The 16,123-nt window shown below is 72.5% G+C and carries 14 protein-coding genes and 1 tRNA gene; 8 read left to right on the top strand and 7 right to left on the bottom strand.

All coding sequences use genetic code 11. From position 1 onward, the window contains the following. Window positions 1–22 precede the first annotated feature (22 nt). On the top strand, window positions 23–1,072 hold the full coding sequence (locus ABEB07_RS03240) for an ABC transporter substrate-binding protein (RefSeq protein ID WP_345666918.1): 1,050 nt from the start codon (window positions 23–25) through the stop codon (window positions 1,070–1,072). A 122-nt stretch (window positions 1,073–1,194) separates the two neighbouring features. Here the strand turns inward: ABEB07_RS03240 and ABEB07_RS03235 are convergent, their stop codons facing one another. Both ABEB07_RS03235 and ABEB07_RS03230 read right to left on the bottom strand, forming a co-directional pair. Then, the gene (locus ABEB07_RS03235; protein ID WP_345666935.1) at window positions 1,195–2,790 is read right to left on the bottom strand and encodes a beta-N-acetylhexosaminidase; all 1,596 of its coding nucleotides are present in this window, start codon (window positions 2,788–2,790) and stop codon (window positions 1,195–1,197) included. A 345-nt stretch (window positions 2,791–3,135) separates the two neighbouring features. Then, window positions 3,136–4,707 carry a purple acid phosphatase family protein gene (locus ABEB07_RS03230; RefSeq protein ID WP_345666934.1) on the bottom strand — a complete coding sequence of 524 codons (1,572 nt, stop codon included), beginning with the start codon at window positions 4,705–4,707 and terminating at the stop codon, window positions 3,136–3,138. Between the two features lie 165 nt (window positions 4,708–4,872). On the opposite strand from ABEB07_RS03230, the gene ABEB07_RS03225 reads away from it, so the two are divergent. Both ABEB07_RS03225 and glmS read left to right on the top strand, forming a co-directional pair. Next, entirely contained in the window at window positions 4,873–5,130 is a 258-nt protein-coding gene (locus ABEB07_RS03225; protein WP_190178386.1) for a hypothetical protein, read from the top strand. 43 nt (window positions 5,131–5,173) lie between these two features. Further along, the gene (glmS, locus tag ABEB07_RS03220; RefSeq protein ID WP_164583505.1) at window positions 5,174–6,991 is read left to right on the top strand and encodes a glutamine--fructose-6-phosphate transaminase (isomerizing); all 1,818 of its coding nucleotides are present in this window, start codon (window positions 5,174–5,176) and stop codon (window positions 6,989–6,991) included. A gap of 71 nt (window positions 6,992–7,062) precedes the next feature. Here glmS and ABEB07_RS03215 read toward each other — a convergent pair whose 3' ends face one another. Next, entirely contained in the window at window positions 7,063–7,590 is a 528-nt protein-coding gene (locus tag ABEB07_RS03215) for a universal stress protein (protein ID WP_164583504.1), read from the bottom strand. Window positions 7,591–8,110: 520 nt separating this feature from the next. Here ABEB07_RS03215 and ABEB07_RS03210 point away from each other — a divergent pair. The 4 genes from ABEB07_RS03210 to ABEB07_RS03195 all read left to right on the top strand — a co-directional run bounded on the left by ABEB07_RS03210 (window position 8,111) and on the right by ABEB07_RS03195 (window position 11,006). Further along, a complete protein-coding gene (locus ABEB07_RS03210) occupies window positions 8,111–8,470 on the top strand; it encodes a hypothetical protein (RefSeq protein ID WP_425588943.1) in 360 nt (119 codons plus the stop codon). A gap of 379 nt (window positions 8,471–8,849) precedes the next feature. Then, window positions 8,850–10,097, top strand: a complete 1,248-nt coding sequence (locus ABEB07_RS03205) for a helix-turn-helix domain-containing protein (protein WP_176149071.1) — start codon at window positions 8,850–8,852, stop codon at window positions 10,095–10,097. 115 nt (window positions 10,098–10,212) lie between these two features. After that, entirely contained in the window at window positions 10,213–10,821 is a 609-nt protein-coding gene (gene orn, locus ABEB07_RS03200) for an oligoribonuclease (protein ID WP_176149072.1), read from the top strand. A gap of 112 nt (window positions 10,822–10,933) precedes the next feature. Beyond that, window positions 10,934–11,006 (top strand) — tRNA-His (locus ABEB07_RS03195). A gap of 89 nt (window positions 11,007–11,095) precedes the next feature. Here the strand turns inward: ABEB07_RS03195 and ABEB07_RS03190 are convergent. Then, window positions 11,096–11,686 carry a flavodoxin family protein gene (locus ABEB07_RS03190; protein WP_345666914.1) on the bottom strand — a complete coding sequence of 197 codons (591 nt, stop codon included), beginning with the start codon at window positions 11,684–11,686 and terminating at the stop codon, window positions 11,096–11,098. Window positions 11,687–11,832: 146 nt separating this feature from the next. Here ABEB07_RS03190 and ABEB07_RS03185 point away from each other — a divergent pair, with 146 nt between their 5' ends. Beyond that, window positions 11,833–12,342, top strand: coding sequence for a GNAT family N-acetyltransferase (locus ABEB07_RS03185; protein WP_345666913.1), 510 nt, complete (start codon window positions 11,833–11,835; stop codon window positions 12,340–12,342). 13 nt (window positions 12,343–12,355) lie between these two features. On the opposite strand, the gene ABEB07_RS03180 is transcribed toward ABEB07_RS03185, so the two are convergent. From ABEB07_RS03180 to ABEB07_RS03170, 3 genes are all read right to left on the bottom strand, one after another. Next, window positions 12,356–13,408: a LacI family DNA-binding transcriptional regulator gene (locus tag ABEB07_RS03180; RefSeq protein WP_345666912.1), complete on the bottom strand. Its 1,053-nt coding sequence runs from the start codon at window positions 13,406–13,408 to the stop codon at window positions 12,356–12,358. 184 nt (window positions 13,409–13,592) lie between these two features. Beyond that, a complete protein-coding gene (locus tag ABEB07_RS03175) occupies window positions 13,593–15,068 on the bottom strand; it encodes a GH1 family beta-glucosidase (protein WP_164586102.1) in 1,476 nt (491 codons plus the stop codon). 122 nt (window positions 15,069–15,190) lie between these two features. Next, complete coding sequence (locus ABEB07_RS03170; protein ID WP_176149077.1) at window positions 15,191–16,111, bottom strand: carbohydrate ABC transporter permease; 921 nt, start codon at window positions 16,109–16,111, stop codon at window positions 15,191–15,193. Window positions 16,112–16,123 lie beyond the last annotated feature (12 nt).

Genomic DNA, 16,123 nt, shown 5'->3' with positions numbered 1-16,123 from the left:
CCCGTTCGAAAGCAGCACGCCCATGTCCAAGCCCCGCATCTCCCGCCTCTCCCGCCGCGGCGTCCTCGCCGCCGGGGGCGTCATCGGCCTCGGCGCCGCGCTCGCCGCCTGCGGCGACGACAAGAAGGACGGCGGGGCGGACAGCGGCAAGGGGACGGCGGCGAAGTCCGGTCCGTGGTCCTTCAAGGACGATCGCGGGCAGACCGCGAAGGCCGGCAAGGTCCCCTCGGACATCGTCGCCTTCGTCGGCGTGGGCGCCGCGCTCCACGACTACGGCGTCCAGGTCAAGGGCGTCTTCGGCCCCACCACGACCAAGGACGGCAAGGCCGACGTCCAGGCCGGCGACATGGACGTCACCAAGGTGACGGTCCTCGGCAACGAGTGGGGCCAGTTCAACATCGAGAAGTACGCGGCCCTCGCCCCCGACCTGCTCGTCTCCACGATGTTCGACGACGCGGGCACCCTCTGGTACGTCCCGGAGGAGTCGAAGAAGAAGATCCTCGCCGTGGGCGCCCCCACGGTCGGCGTCTCCGTCTACGACCGCCAGCTCACCCAGCCGCTGGAGCGCATGCGCGCGCTGGCGAAGTCGCTCGGCGCCGACGTGGACACCGACAAGGTCAAGCAGGCCAAGAAGCGCTTCGAGGACGCCGCCGCCCGGCTGCGCGCCGCCGCCAAGGCCAAGCCCGGCATCAAGGTGCTCGTCGGCTCCGCCAGCCAGGACCTGTTCTACGTCTCCGGCTCCAACCTCTCCATCGACCTGGAGTACTTCAAGGCGCTCGGCGTGCACATCGTCGAGCCGCCGGAGCAGGCCAAGGCCAAGGGCGGCGGCTGGTACGAGTCGCTGAGCTGGGAGAACGTCGACAAGTACGCGGCCGACATCATCATGATGGACAACCGCACCTCGGCCATCCAGCCCGCCGCCATCACCCAGGCCACCTGGAAGAAGCTGCCCGCGGTCAAGGCCGGGCAGGTCATCGCCCGCAACCCGGAGCCGATCCTGTCCTACGACAAGTGCGCCCCGCTGCTCGAAGACCTCGCCAAGGCCATCGAGACGGCGAAGAAGGTCTCCTGACCCCGGTTCCGGACCCCGGTCACCTGACCACGGGCCAAGGCCCGGTAGCGGACCCCGGTTCCGCCGGGAACGGGCGGGCGCCCCGGAGACGGTCCTCCGGAGCGCCCGCCCTCCCGTTTCGCTCAGCTGCTCGGCCAGGGCACCTGGGGCGAGCGGTAGTAGCCGATGCCCAGCGCGTCCCAGCGCGGCGCCTGCGCGGCGAGCCGGACCTTGTAGGCGTCCCAGTCGTGCGTGGCCGCCGGCGACCAGCCCAGTTCGGCCGCGCCGGGCAGCCGCGGGAAGGCCATGGTGTCCAGCTGGGCGGAGGTGGACAGCGTCTCCGACCACATCGGCGCCTCCACGCCCCGCACCGCGGCGGCGGGCGCGCCCGGCAGATAGGTCGCCGGGTCCCAGTCGTAGGAGCGCCGCACCTCGACGTAGCCGGCCCAGGACAGGCCCAGCGGGGTGTCCTTGGTGTACTTCATGTCGAGGTAGACCCGGTCGGCCGGTGAGAGGATCAGCCCGGTGCCGTTGCGCGCGGCCTGCGCGACCTGCTCCTTCTCGGCGGCGCTGGTGGAGTCCAGCCCCCAGTACTGGGCGAGGGCGCCCTCGGCGGGGGTGGCGCCGGTCAGCTGGTGCCAGCCGATGACCGTCTTGCCGTACTTGGCGACCAGCGGCTGCACCCGGTTCATGACCGTCGTGTAGTCCTCGTGGCTGGTGGAGTGCGCCTCGTCGCCGCCGATGTGCAGATAGCGGCCGGGGGTGAGCGCGGCCAGCTCGCGCAGCACGTCGTCGGCGAACTTGTAGGTGATCTCCTTGCCCGCGCACAGCGAGCTGAAGCCGACGCTGGTGCCGGTGTAGAGCGGGGGCGCGACGCCGTCGCAGTTGAGGTCGGCGTAGGAGGCCAGGGCCGCGTTGGTGTGGCCCGGCATGTCGATCTCGGGGACGACCTCCAGATAGCGGGAGGCGGCGTAGCGCACGATCTCCCGGTAGTCGGCCTTGGTGTAGTGGCCGCCGGCGCCGCCGCCGACCTCGGTGGAGCCGCCGTAGGAGGCCAGCCGCGGCCAGGAGTCGATCGCGATGCGCCAGCCCTGGTCGTCGCTCAGGTGCAGGTGCAGCTCGTTGACCTTGTACAGGGCGAGTTCGTCGATGTAGCGCTTGACCTGGGCGACGGTGAAGAAGTGCCGGGAGACGTCGAGCATGGCGCCCCGGTAGGCGTAGCGCGGGCTGTCGGTGACGGTGCCGCCGGCGATCCGCCAGGGGCCGGGCTGGACGGTCTTCTTCTCCACGGCGGCGGGCAGCAGCTGACGCAGGGTCTGCACGCCGTGGAAGAGGCCGGCCGGCTCGCGGGCGGTGACGGTCACTCCGGCGGGGCCGCTGTCGAGCCGGTAGCCCTCGGCGCCGAACGCGCCCTTGGTCAGGCGCAGTCGGATGCCGGCGCCGGCGTGCGTGGTCAGCGGCAGCCGGTAGCCGGTCGAGGGGCGCAGGACGTCGGCGAGGTACTGGCCGACCGCGCGCACCCGGGGCGAGTCGTCGACGCGGATGCGGGCGCCGGCGGTGAGCCGGTACGGCGCCCCGCCGGCCCGGACCGAGGCCGGAGCGGGGATCACCTGGTCCAGCGGGGTCACGGCCGCGCGGGTGTGCGCCGCGGTCGCCAGCGCGGCGGTGTCCCGTACGGCGCTCTCCGGCGCGGCCGGACCGGCGCCCACGGCGCAGGCGCCGGCCGCGGAGACGAGCAGCAGCGCGCCGAGGGCGCGGGCCGGCCGGAGACCGGCGGACGGCGCGCGCGGTGGGCGCGGTGGGCAGGGGGGGAGGGGTTCGCGGTGCGTGCGGGGAGTCGTTCTGTGGTGCCTTCTCACATGCGCTCCCTTTACGTTCGGACGGGGACCGGGGGCCTGGTGCACGGCCCGAGGCTATTGACCACTGTCCCGCAGGAACGGTCGAACAGCCCCTCCCCCGGCGAAATCATCCGGAAGGGCGGCAGGGGAACTGCATGGGAGCGGTGACGACGGAAGGGCGGCACGGCGAAGGGCGGTCCTCGGTGACGGGCGAGGACCGCCCTCTTGGCCTCGTGGCGGCGGGCGTTACTTCGCCCGGCGGGCCACCGTGAAGTGGTCGACCTGCTCGCCGGTCTCGGCGATGCCGCGCACCGTCAGCGTGGCGTAGCGGCCTCGCGAGGCGGGGGCGACGTCCACGCGCAGGAAGGAGTAGTCGAGGTAGCGCACCCGCGACCAGGTGACCGTCTCGTTCTTCTTGCCGTCCTTGGTGTTGACGAAGGATGCGACCGACTCGACCTCGTGCTCGTTGCCCTCGTAGGAGTCGGGGGCGGTGAAGGCGTACAGGCTGCGGCCCGCGGCGCCGGCGGTGACGTAGACCACGCCCTCGGTCTCGGGGTAGGCGGTGCCGCCGATCGGGAGCTTCTTGGTGACCGCGCCGGCCTTGATGACGTCGGTGCGCTCGTACTGGTGGTTGTGGCCGTTGATGACCAGGTCCACCGAGTACTTCTCGAACAGCGGCACCCACTCCTGGCGCACGCCCCCCTCCGAGGCGTGCGCGGTGGAGGTGCAGTAGGCGCAGTGGTGGAAGAAGATCACGACGAAGTCGACGTCCCGGGAGGCGCGGAACCTCTTCAGCTGGGCTTCCAGCCACGTGGTCTGGGTGCCGCCGGAGATGCCGAGGTTGGCCGGGATCTCGAAGGAGATGTCGTTGGCGTCCAGCGAGATGACGGCGGTGTTGCCGTAGACGAAGGAGTAGACGCCCGGCAGGTTCTCGGGGTCGGGGCCGTTGTCGGGCAGGGTCCAGCGGGCGTCCTCGCCGCCGTAGCCGTTGGGCGAGTACCAGGCCTCCATGTCGTGGTTGCCGTAGGAGGGCATCCACGGGATCTGCTTGGCGACCGACTCGGTCTGGGCGAGGAACTGGTCCCAGGTGCGCGAGTCGAAGCCGGTGTCGGCGGTCTTGCCCGCGCCGGACGGGTCGGCGTAGGCGATGTCGCCGGCGTGCAGGTGGAAGGCCGGGTTCTGGCCGAGCAGCAGGCTGTTGTTGGCCAGGCCGTGGTAGCCGACGCCCTCGTCGCCGAAGGCGGTGAAGGTGAACGGCGCCTTGTGGTCGGGGGCGGTGGTGAAGGTGCCCAGGGTGCCGGCCAGGTGCGCCTGGGCCGGGTCGAAGCCCTGGTGGCCGACGCCGTAGTAGTAGGTGCGGCCCGGGCGCAGGTGGGTGAGCCTGGCGTGCAGGTAGTACTGCGTGTGGTCGCCGCTGGCGCCGACGCCGGCCGGGGTGTAGAGGGTGCGGACCTCGGCCTCGATCTTGCGGGACAGGTCCCAGGGGTGGGCGCCGACGCGGATGAACGGCTTCTTGACGGCGACCGGGACCTGCCAGGAGACGGTGACCTCGGTGCGCGGGTCGTTGCCGAAGGCGAGGTGGCGGCCGAACGGGGCGACGTAGGCGCCGTCGACGCTCTGCGTCGAGGAGGAGGGGGCGGTGCGCTGGGTCGGGACGGCGGCCTGGGCCGAGGTGCCCGTCACGAACGCGCCACCGGCGACGGCGCCGAGGGTGACCGCGCCGCCTCTCATGATCGTGCGGCGCGAGAACTTGGAGCGCAGGTATTCGTGCTGCTCGGCCATGCTCATGCGCTCGGCCAGCTGCTCGGGAACGCCCATGCGAGGTATGTCCATGGCGTCTGAAAATGGTGCACCGGCGCGACGGGACGCGGGCCGCCGGGTGGACAGCGCGCGAACAGGAGTTCACAACACCACCAACAGGGACCTGCCCGATATCGGGCAAGATTCTTGCGAAAGTATCTTCGGTACCCCAGGATCTACCGGGTGCACGACGAACTTGTGGATCATCTGACGCGCTCCACGCCCCTGAGCCGGGGCGAGGCGCTGCGGGTGGTTCAGGACGTGCTCGCCTACTTCGACGAGACGACCGAGGAGTTCGTCCGTCGCCGGCACCGCGAACTCCAGGCGCAGGGCCTGGTGAACGCGGAGATCTTCGAACGGATCGGCGCGGATCTGAAGTACCGCGCGGTGGCGCCGCCGGAGCTGTCCCTGAGGCAGCTGCGCCGCATCGTCTACGGCTGATCCGGCCGGGTCCCCTCTTTCCCTACCTGAGGAATACGTCTTTATGTGCGGAATCGTCGGATACATCGGCAAGCGTGACGTCGCGCCGCTCCTCCTGGAGGGCCTCCAGCGCCTGGAGTACCGCGGCTACGACTCCGCGGGCATCGTCGTCACCTCGCCGAAGACGCCCGGTCTGAAGATGGTCAAGGCCAAGGGCCGGGTCCGCGACCTGGAGGCCAAGGTCCCGGCGCGCTTCAAGGGCACCACCGGCATCGCCCACACCCGCTGGGCCACCCACGGCGCCCCCTCCGACGTGAACGCCCACCCGCACATGTCGGGCGACAACAAGGTCGCCGTCGTGCACAACGGCATCATCGACAACGCCGCCGACCTGCGCCGCAAGCTGGAGGCGGACGGCGTCGAGTTCCTCTCCGAGACCGACACCGAGGTCCTGGTCCACCTCATCGCCCGCTCCGAGGCCGCGACGCTGGAGGAGAAGGTCCGCGCCGCCGTCCGCCTGGTCGAGGGCACCTACGGCATCGCCGTCATGCACGCCGACTTCGCCGACCGCATCGTGGTGGCCCGCAACGGCTCGCCGGTCGTCCTCGGCATCGGCGAGAAGGAGATGTTCGTCGCCTCCGACGTCGCCGCGCTGGTCGCCCACACCCGGCAGATAGTCACCCTGGACGACGGCGAGATGGCCACCCTCAAGGCCGACGACTTCCGCACGTACACCACCGAGGGCACCCGTACGACGGCCGAGCCGACCACCGTGGAGTGGGAGGCCGAGTCGTACGACATGGGCGGCCACGACACGTACATGCACAAGGAGATCCACGAGCAGGCCGAGGCCGTCGACCGGGTGCTGCGCGGCCGGATCGACGACCGGTTCGCCACCGTGCACCTGGGCGGCATCAACCTCGACGCCCGCGAGGCGCGCGCGGTGCGCCGGGTGAAGATCCTCGGCTGCGGCACCTCGTACCACGCGGGCATGATCGGCGCCCAGATGATCGAGGAGCTGGCCCGGATCCCCGCCGACGCCGAGCCGGCCTCCGAGTTCCGCTACCGCAACGCGGTCGTGGACCCCGACACCCTCTACATCGCGGTCTCCCAGTCCGGTGAGACCTACGACGTGCTGGCCGCCGTCCAGGAGCTCAAGCGCAAGGGCGCGCGGGTGCTGGGCGTGGTCAACGTCGTCGGCTCCGCGATCGCCCGCGAGGCGGACGGCGGCATCTACGTGCACGCCGGGCCCGAGGTGTGCGTGGTGTCCACCAAGTGCTTCACCAACACCTGCGTCGCCTTCGCGCTGCTCGCCCTGCACCTCGGCCGCATCCGCGACCTGTCGGTGCGCGACGGCAAGCGGATCATCGAGGGCCTGCGCCGGCTGCCCGAGCAGATCACCGAGATCATGAAGCAGGAGGAGGAGATCAAGCGGCTGGCCGAGGGCTACGCGGACGCCCGCTCGATGCTCTTCATCGGCCGGGTGCGCGGCTACCCGGTGGCCCGCGAGGCCTCCCTGAAGCTCAAGGAGATCTCCTACATCCACGCCGAGGCCTACCCGGCCTCCGAGCTGAAGCACGGCCCGCTGGCCCTGATCGAGCCCGCGCTGCCGACGGTCGCGATCGTGCCGGACGACGACCTGCTGGAGAAGAACCGGGCGGCCCTGGAGGAGATCAAGGCCCGCAGCGGCAAGATCCTCGCCGTCGCCCACCGGGAGCAGGAGAAGGCCGACCAGACGATCGTCGTCCCGAAGAACGAGGACGAGCTGGACCCGATCCTGATGGGCATCCCGCTCCAACTCCTCTCCTACCACGCGGCCCTGACGCTGGGTCGCGACATCGACAAGCCGCGCAACCTGGCCAAGTCGGTGACGGTGGAGTAGCACTCCCCGAAGGGGTGCCCTCGCGCGGCGGGGGCGCCCCTTTCCCGTTCGGCGGAAGGACCGCGCGCGGCCTACGGGATGACGACGACCGGACGCTGCGCGCGCTTGGCGAGCCGCCCGGCCACCGAGCCGAAGATCCGGCCCACGATGCCGTGCGTGGTGCCGACGACGATGGCGTCCGCCGCGTACTCCTTGCCGACCTCTTCCAGCTCGTGGCAGATGTCGCCGCCGCGCTCGACCAGGATCCAGGGCACCTCGGCGAGGTACTCCGCGCACGCCAGCTCCAGACCGAGGACCTCGGTGCGGTGGTCGGGCACGTCGACGAAGACCGGTGGCTCGCAGCCGGCCCACACGGTGGTGGGCAGCCGGTTGGCCACATGAACGATGATCAGACCGGAGCGGGTGCGGTGCGCCATCCCGATCGCGTAGGCGAGGGCGCGCTCGCTGGAGTCGGATCCGTCGAAGCCGACGACGACGCCGTGCTTGAACGCCGGATCGCAGGGGTGGCGTGACTCTGGCACCGCCAGGGGATCGGCCGCCGTGGGGTCGGCGACCGGCCGCTTGCGGTCCGCGGGTTCGAAGAATTCGTGACCGGCCATGGCTGTCTCGGCGAGGTGATCCTTAGTCGGGGACGACAGTCTGCGGCGAAGCTGTGTCCGGGAATCGTCTTCCCGTCCCCATACCCCCAAGGGTACGGCGCCAAGCCTTTCTAGCCCAGATCCCGCGCACTCTCCGTGGTGGTTCGGCGCGGTTCACCGGAGCATGCACGACGCGCGCCCGTAACGCAATGGTTGCTGCCCCGTACAGGCGGTTTGCGCGGTATGAACCGGCCATGGCCGAAGCGCGGATGTCACCACTGGGACCAGGGGGACTGGAGAGGCGCATGTGGGGGAACACGAACGGCCCGGCGGGGCTCGGCGAGACCCGTACGGGCCCGGCGCAGCACCGGCGCGGGGCCGGGGCGCGTGTGGTGCGCGGGCGGCGGAAGGGGTGCGGGAGGCCGCACGGAACCGCGCGCGGGACGGCCGTACGGGTCCCCGTCGGCTCCGGACAGTGACCGGTCGGCCGGACGGCCGTTGAACGTGCGTCGCCGCAGGGAGCACACCGAAGGAGCGCGCCGTGTCCGGACCCCGTACCGTCCCAGGAGCGGCGCCCGGGCCCGAGGACGGCGCGGAGGACGGCGCGGGCGACGGCGTGGCCGACGGCGTGGGCGACGTGCTGCGGTGGGCCGCCTTCAGCTGCGTCCTCGTGCCCGTGGTGCGGCTCTGGTGCGGCGCCTCGCCGGCCGGCGCCGCCGGGACCGCGCTGGGCCTGGCGGCCGTGACCGTGGCCTGCCGGGCGCTGCTGCGCCAGTCGGAGCGGGGCGCGGCCCGGCTGCGCGCCGAGGAACGCGTCGCGCACCGCGGCCGGCGCCGGCGCACCGGTACGGGGGCCCACCGGGGCCACCGGCACCTCGCCGGAGCTCCACCGGTCGACTGACCGGTTTCCGCACCCCGGCCCGTATCTTTTCAGCCAACTTCTGGACGTGGCGCATCCCCGGTCCGAAGTACCCCCCAACCCCCGTTCGACCTGCACGGAAAGGGCCTCGGGGGGTCCGCGCACCCTACGTGGATTGGCCACCGCGACGAGGCGCACTTCCCTGCACGCCGCGCTAGTGCGACGCTTCGTGATCGAATGCTTCACGCCAAGTTGCCATGTCGACAATGTGCCGGGTGGTGAACTGGCCACTGGCGCACGGCAGGACACAGTAGATTCGATCTTGACTGTCTTTACGGCGGGGGACTCGTGCAGGACCGAGGGGAAACGTGCAGGAGCGACACAACCGAGGAGCCGCGACCACCGAGGGGGGCTTAGCAGTATGAGCCACGACTCCACTGCCGCGCCGGACGCCGCGGCCCGGAAGCTTTCCGGGCGACGCCGCAAGGAGATCGTCGCGGTGCTGCTGTTCAGCGGCGGCCCCATCTTCGAGAGTTCCATACCGCTTTCGGTGTTCGGGATCGACCGCCAGGACGCCGGAGTGCCGCGCTACCGCCTGCTCGTGGCGGCCGGCGAGGACGGCCCGCTGCGGACCACAGGGGGCCTGGAACTCACCGCGCCACACGGCCTGGAGGCGATCTCGCGGGCGGGCACGGTCGTCGTGCCGGCCTGGCGTTCGATCACCTCGCCGCCGCCCGCGGAGGCGCTCGACGCGCTGCGCCGGGCGCACGAGGAGGGGGCCCGCATCGTGGGCCTGTGCACCGGGGCGTTCGTGCTCGCCGCGGCCGGCCTGCTGGACGGCCGCCCGGCGACCACCCACTGGATGTACGCGCCGACGCTGGCCAAACGCTATCCGTCGGTGCACGTCGATCCGCGGGAGCTGTTCGTCGACGACGGCGACGTGCTGACGTCGGCGGGCACCGCGGCCGGGATCGACCTGTGCCTGCACATCGTGCGCTCGGACCACGGCAACGAGGCGGCCGGCGCGCTGGCCCGCCGCCTGGTGGTCCCGCCGCGCCGCAGCGGCGGCCAGGAGCGCTACCTCGACAGGTCTTTACCCGAGGAGATCGGCGCCGACCCGCTCGCCGAGGTCGTCGCCTGGGCGCTGGAGCACCTCCACGAGCAGTTCGACGTGGAGACGCTGGCGGCACGCGCCTACATGAGCCGGCGGACGTTCGACCGCCGCTTCCGCTCGCTCACCGGCAGCGCGCCGCTCCAGTGGCTGATCACCCAGCGGGTGCTCCAGGCGCAGCGGCTGCTGGAGACGTCGGACTACTCGGTGGACGAGGTCGCGGGCCGCTGCGGCTTCCGCTCCCCCGTGGCGCTGCGCGGCCACTTCCGGCGGCAGCTGGGCTCGTCCCCGGCCGCCTACCGGGCGGCCTACCGGGCGCGCCGGCCGCAGGGCGAGCGGCCGGGCGAGGCCGAGGAGCCGATGGGGCCGGGCCTGCCCGGACCGAACGGCGCCGGTCTGCCCGCCGGCCACGGGCCGGCCGGACCGGTCGGGGTGCCGCAGCCGGCGGGGCCCGTGCCGGCGTCGGCGCTGCACTCCGACGGCCCGCTGCCGCACCAGGCCCGTCGCGCCCCGGCGGCCCTGTCGGCGAGTCTGCCCGGGCAGCGGTCGGGCGGCTGAACGAAGCGAAGGGGTGGGCGGGCGTCCTCGGACGCCCGCCCACCCCTTCGGCGTTCCCGGGCCGGGTGCCGCACGGCGGGGCCGGGCCGGGGCCGCTCGCCGTAAGGTTGCACACATGAACGATCGCATGGTGTGGATCGACTGCGAGATGACCGGCCTCTCGCTGTCCGACGACGCTCTCATCGAGGTGGCCGCCCTCGTCACCGACTCCGAGTTGAACGTGCTCGGCGAGGGAGTCGACATCGTCATCCGCCCGCCGGACGCCGCGCTGGAGACGATGCCCGAGGTGGTGCGCCAGATGCACACCGCCTCCGGCCTGCTCGCCGAGCTGCCCGGCGGCACGACCCTGAAGGACGCCGAGGAGCAGGTCCTCGCCTACGTCCGCGAGCACGTGAAGGAGCCCGGCAAGGCGCCCCTGTGCGGGAACTCGGTCGGCACCGACCGCGGCTTCCTGCTGCGCGACATGACGGAGCTGGAGGGCTACCTCCACTACCGCATCGTCGACGTCTCCTCGATCAAGGAGCTGGCCCGGCGCTGGTACCCGAGGGCGTACTTCAACAGTCCGGAGAAGAACGGCAACCACCGGGCGCTGGCCGACATCCGCGAGTCCATCGCCGAGCTGCGGTACTACCGCGAGGCGGTCTTCGTCCCGCCGCCCGGCCCGGACTCCGACACGGCCAAGGCGATCGCCGCCAAGCACGTCCTGCCTGCTCAGCAGGGCTGAGAGGGTCCCGTGGAGGGGCGCCGCGAAACTGGTGCGCGAGCACCCCTTCGGACCCTGTACACTTTTTCTCGGCCGGTCGGGGAAACGACCAAGTGAACCGCTTCCGGTCATGGTGGGTGTAGCTCAGCTGGTAGAGCACCTGGTTGTGGTCCAGGATGCCGCGGGTTCGAGTCCCGTCACTCACCCTGTCTGGCAGAGGGCCGGTCCGTGGAAAACGGACCGGCCCTCTGTCGTGTCCGCCCGGCGTTCCGGGCGCCGGGCGGAGCCGCCGCGGCTACGCCTCCTCCTCGTACGGGAAACGGGCGAGGGGGGCTTCTGTCGCGAAGAAGGTCTTGGCGCGGGTCAGGGCGGCCGTGTCGGCGCGGATCTGACCGGGGCTGGAGGCGGTGCCCAGGAGGACGCCGCCGAAGCGCATGCGCAGGTAGGCCGCCGTGTGGTGGAGGGTGAGGGTGAGCGGGGCGGCGACCTCCGGCTCGCTGTGGGCCATCGCCGTCACGCCCCACAGCGTGCCGCCGGCCATCGCCGCCCGGAAGCCGGGGTCGGGGGTGCGCAGCCACCGGGACCAGTGGTCCAGGTAGCGCTTGGCGTAGGAGGACAGGGAGTACCAGTACAGCGGCGAGACGATCACTATGTCGGTGGCCGCGAGCGTCGCCTCCCGCAGCAGGGTCTCGTCGGCCGACTCCGCGCGCGGCGCGTCCGCGGCGTGCCGCTCGTCGGTGAAGTCGGGCAGGTGCAGCCGCGTCAGGTCCAGCCAGCGCTGTCCGGCGCCGGCGGGCAGCTGCTCCGCCGCGGTGCGGGCGAGCAGTTCCGTGTTGCCGTCCGCGCGGGCGCCGGCGAGGAGGAAGAGGAACGATCGGGTCGTCATGGGACTGCTCCAGGCTCGGTCGGGGTGACCGCGCGGGCTCCCGCACTCCGCCCCGCGGTCGGGTTCCGCACGTGCAACCGCCGTTCGTCTGCTGGAATTCCGTACGGGTCCCAGCAGGTGGGAGCCGTTCCGTGTCAAGGAGTCGCATGCGTGCCGAGGTCGTTCGCACCGCTCGTCTGGAGCTGGTGCCGCTGGAGACGGGGCACGCCGGGGAGATGGCCGGGGTGCTGGCCGATCCGGCGTTGCACGCGTTCATCGGGGGCGCGCCGCTCGGGGCGGCCGAGCTGCGGGAGCGGTACGAGCGGTGGGTGGGCGGGTCGCCGGATCCGGGGGTGCTGTGGTGCAACTGGGTGCTGCGGGTGCGCGAGGGGCGTCCCCGGCTGGTGGGGACCGTGCAGGCCACGGTGACCGGAGGCGGCGCGGTCGCCGAGGTCGCCTGGGTGATCGGCGTCGCCTGGCAGGGGCGCGGGTTCGCGGCGGAGGCGGCGCGCGGGCTGGTCGCGCTGCTGGAGCGGCGGGGTGTCACCACCGTCCTCGCGCACATCCACCCGGAGCACCGGGCCTCCGCCGCCGTCGCCCGCGCCGCCGGACTCGCGCCGACCGGTGAGACGGCGGACGGGGAGGCGGTGTGGCGGCGGACGGCGCCCGGCCGGTGAGCGCGCGCCGCGGCTAGGAGGAGGCGCGCACCACCAGTTCGGCCGGCAGCACCGCGTGGTGCGGTACGCGGCCGGGGCCGCCCGGCAGGCGGCGGTCGGCGATCTCCGTCAGGAGCAGGTCGATCATGGCCCGGCCCATCTCCTCGATGGGCTGGCGGACGCTGGTCAGCGGCGGGTCCATGTGCCGGGCGATGGCCGAGTCGTCGTAGCCGACCAGCGCCACGTCCTCGGGCGTCCGGCGGCCCCGCTCGCGCAGCACCTGGCGGGCGCCGGCCGCGGTGACGTCCGAGCCGGCGAACACCGCGTCCACGTCGGGGGCGTTCTCCAGCAGCCGCGCCATCGCGCGCCGCCCGCCCTCCTCGGTGAAGTCGCCCTGTTCGACGAGGGTTTCGTCCGCCGCGATGCCCGCCTCGCGCAGGGCGTCGCGGTAGCCGTCCACGCGCCGCTGGGCGCCGTAGACGTCCAGGTGGCCGGTGATGTGGGCGATCCGGCGCCGGCCGCCGGTCAGCAGGTGTTCCACCGCCGAGCGCGCGCCGCCGTAGTTGTCGGAGTCCACCGAGGGCAGTGTCTCGGCCGCCGAGCGCGGGCCGCTGATCACGGCCGGGATCTCCAGCTGGGCCACCAGGTCGGGCAGCGGGTCGTCGGCGTGCACGGACACCAGCAGCACCCCGTCCACCCGGTGCGCGGCCAGGTACTGGGCGAGCCGGCGCCGTTCGCGGTCGCCGCCCGCGAAGGTCAGCAGCAACTGCATCTCGGTGTCGGCCAGTTCGGCGCCCACACCGCGCAGCATGTCGGAGAAGTACGGCTCGGCGAAGAACCGCGTCTCCGGTTCGGGCACGACGAGCGCGATGGCGTCGGTGCGGTTGGCGGCCAGGGCGCGGGCCGCGGTGTTGGGGACGTAGCCGAGTTCGGCGACCGCCGCCTCCACGGCGGCGCGGGTGGCGTCGCTGACCCGGGGCGAGCCGTTGATCACCCGGGAGACCGTGCCGCGGCCCACACCGGCCCGGGCGGCGACCTCCTCCAGGGTGGGCCGCCGACCGCCACGGTTCCGCCCGCCGTTGACCATTGTCGCGCCTTCCGTTCGCCGCCCTCAGGCCAGGAATGTAACAGCCTGCGGCCACTCGTCCCCCTCCCCGTCGCCGTCGCCGCCCGGCGGGGGCGCGCCCCGCTGGGGGCACGCGCCCCCGGCGGGTCCTCGGCGGGGCCTCGGGGTGTCCTCGGCGGGCCTCAGCCGGGGACTCGGCGGGGGCTCACCGCCCCGGCGGCAGCGCGTTGGCGCGGATCACGTCGGCGTACCAGTGGGCGCTGGCCTTGGGGATGCGGCGCTGGGTGGCGTAGTCGACGTAGACGGCGCCGAACCGCTTCGAATAGCCGTAGGACCACTCGAAGTTGTCCAGCAGGGACCACAGGAAGTAGCCGCGCACGTCCGCCCCGTCGGCGACGGCCCGCCGCACCGCGTCCAGGTGGGCGTGCAGGTAGGCGATGCGCTGCGGGTCGTTCACCACGCCCTCGGGCGAGACGTAGTCGTCGAAGGCGGCGCCGTTCTCGGTGACCATCAGCGGCTGCCGCGGGTGCGAGGCGGCCAGGCCGGTCAGCAGGGTGTGCAGGCCGCTCGCGTCGATGGCCCAGTTCATCGCGGTCAGGTCGTCGTTGGCGAGGTGGAAGGCGACGTGCTCGGAGCCGGTCCACGGGGAGTGGTCGCTCGCGCCGTGCCCGTCGTTCTTGGTGGCGCCGGCGCCGTCCGCCGGGTGCGAGACGACGGTCGGCGCGTAGTAGTTGACGCCGAGCAGGTCGATGGGGCGGGAGATCTCGGCGAGGTCGCCCTCGCGCACCAGCTGTCCCCAGTCGACCAGGTGCGCGGTGTCGGCGAGCAGGTCCTCGGGGTAGGCGCCGTCCAGGACGGGGCCGGTGAAGATCCGGTTGCCGACGGCGTCGATGCGGCGGGCGGCCTCGGCGTCCTCGGCGCTGCCGGTGAGCGGGCGCACCTGGTGCAGGTTGAGGGTGAGGGAGGTCTGCGCGGAGGAGGGCAGCGCCGCGCGCAGCACGCCGATCGCCTTGCCGTGGGCGAGGTTGAGGTGGTGCGCGGCGCGCAGGGTGGCCGCCGGGTCGGTACGGCCCGGGGCGTGCACGCCGGAGCCGTAGCCGAGGAAGGCGCTGCACCAGGGCTCGTTGAGGGTGGTCCACACGCCGACCCGGTCGCCGAGGGCGCGGGCGACCAGCTCGGCGTAGTCGGCGAAGCGGTCCGCGGTGTCGCGCTGCGGCCAGCCGCCGGCGTCCTCCAGCTCCTGGGGCAGGTCCCAGTGGTAGAGGGTGGCGACGGGGGTGATGCCCGCTTCCAGGAGCTCGTCGGTGAGCCGGCGGTAGAAGTCCAGGCCGCGTTCGACGGCGGGGCCGCGGCCGGTGGGCTGGACGCGGGACCAGGAGACGGAGAAGCGGTACGCCGTGAGGCCGAGGTCCTTCATCAGCGCCACGTCGTCGCGGTAGCGGTGGTAGTGGTCGGCGGCGATGTCGCCGGTGTCGCCGTTGCGGACCTTGCCGGGGGTGTGGCTGAAGGTGTCCCAGATGGAGGGGGTGCGGCCGTCCTCGGCAGCGGCGCCCTCGACCTGGTAGGCGGCGGTGGCGGCGCCCCAGACGAAGCCCGTCGGGAAGGAGCCGGAGGACGACGCGGGCGTGGCGGAGGCGCCCGGGGCCGACTGGGCAGTGGTCTCGGGTCGTACGGCGGTCATGGTGAGAACGCTCCCAAAGTGGCGTGGAGGAAGGACGAGGGGAGGAAGCAGGAAGGGGGGAGGAAAGCGGGGCGGCGGAGGGCGGCCGTGCCGTGGCCGGCCGCCCCGCCGCGCGGCGGCCGTCAGCCCTTGACCGCGCCCGCCATGATGCCTCCGACGATCTGCTTGCCGAAGACGACGAAGACCAGCAGCAGCGGCAGCGTGCTGATCAGCGCTCCCGCCATGACGATGCTCTGGTCGGGGGTGTAGGAGGCGCTGAGCTGGCCGAGCGCCACCTGAAGGGTCGGGTTCTCCTGGTTCAGGGCGAGGAAGGGCCAGAAGAAGTCGTTCCACGCCTGCACGAAGGTGAGCATGCCGAGCACCATCATCGCGGGCCGGGCCGCGGGCAGCACCACGTTCCACACGATGCGGATGTTGCTCGCCCCGTCGACCTTGGCCGCCTCGATCAGCTCGTAGGGCAGGGCCTCCAGCAGGTACTGCCGCATGAAGAAGACGCCGAACGCGCCGACCAGGGTCGGGAAGATCACCGACTCCAGCTTCCCGCCCCAGCCGATGTCGGACATCATCATGAACAGCGGGACGACGCTGAGCTGCGGCGGGATGGTCAGGGTGGCGATCACGGCGGTCATCAGGGCGCCCCGGCCGCGGAAGCGCATCTTGGCGAAGGCGTAGCCGGCCAGGGTGCAGAAGAACAGTGTGGCGGCGGTGATGCAGCCGGCCACGATGACGCTGTTGACGATCGCCTTGCCCAGGTTGGCCTGTTCCCAGGCCGCCTGGAGGTTGTGCCACAGCTTGCCGCCCGGCAGCAGCGGCGGCGGGTTGTCCAGGACGCGCTGCTGGTCGTTGGAGGCGGCCACCAGCGTCCAGTACAGCGGGAAGACCGAGCCCAGGCCGACGACGATCAGCGCGACGTAGGTGAGCGGTCCGCCCTTGAGCTGCTGGCCGGCGCCGATCCGGAAGCGGCCGCCGCGCTTGCCCGGGGCGGCGGGGAGCGGCGCCGGCACGATCTCCGGCGCGGTGTTGGTGGGACTGGTCGTGGTCATCGATATCGCTCC

The organism is Streptomyces similanensis, assembly GCF_039543625.1.
Taxonomy (GTDB): domain Bacteria; phylum Actinomycetota; class Actinomycetes; order Streptomycetales; family Streptomycetaceae; genus Streptomyces; species Streptomyces similanensis.
The sequence above is the reverse complement of the archived record's forward strand: the minus strand, read 5'-3'. Positions and strand labels throughout refer to the sequence as shown.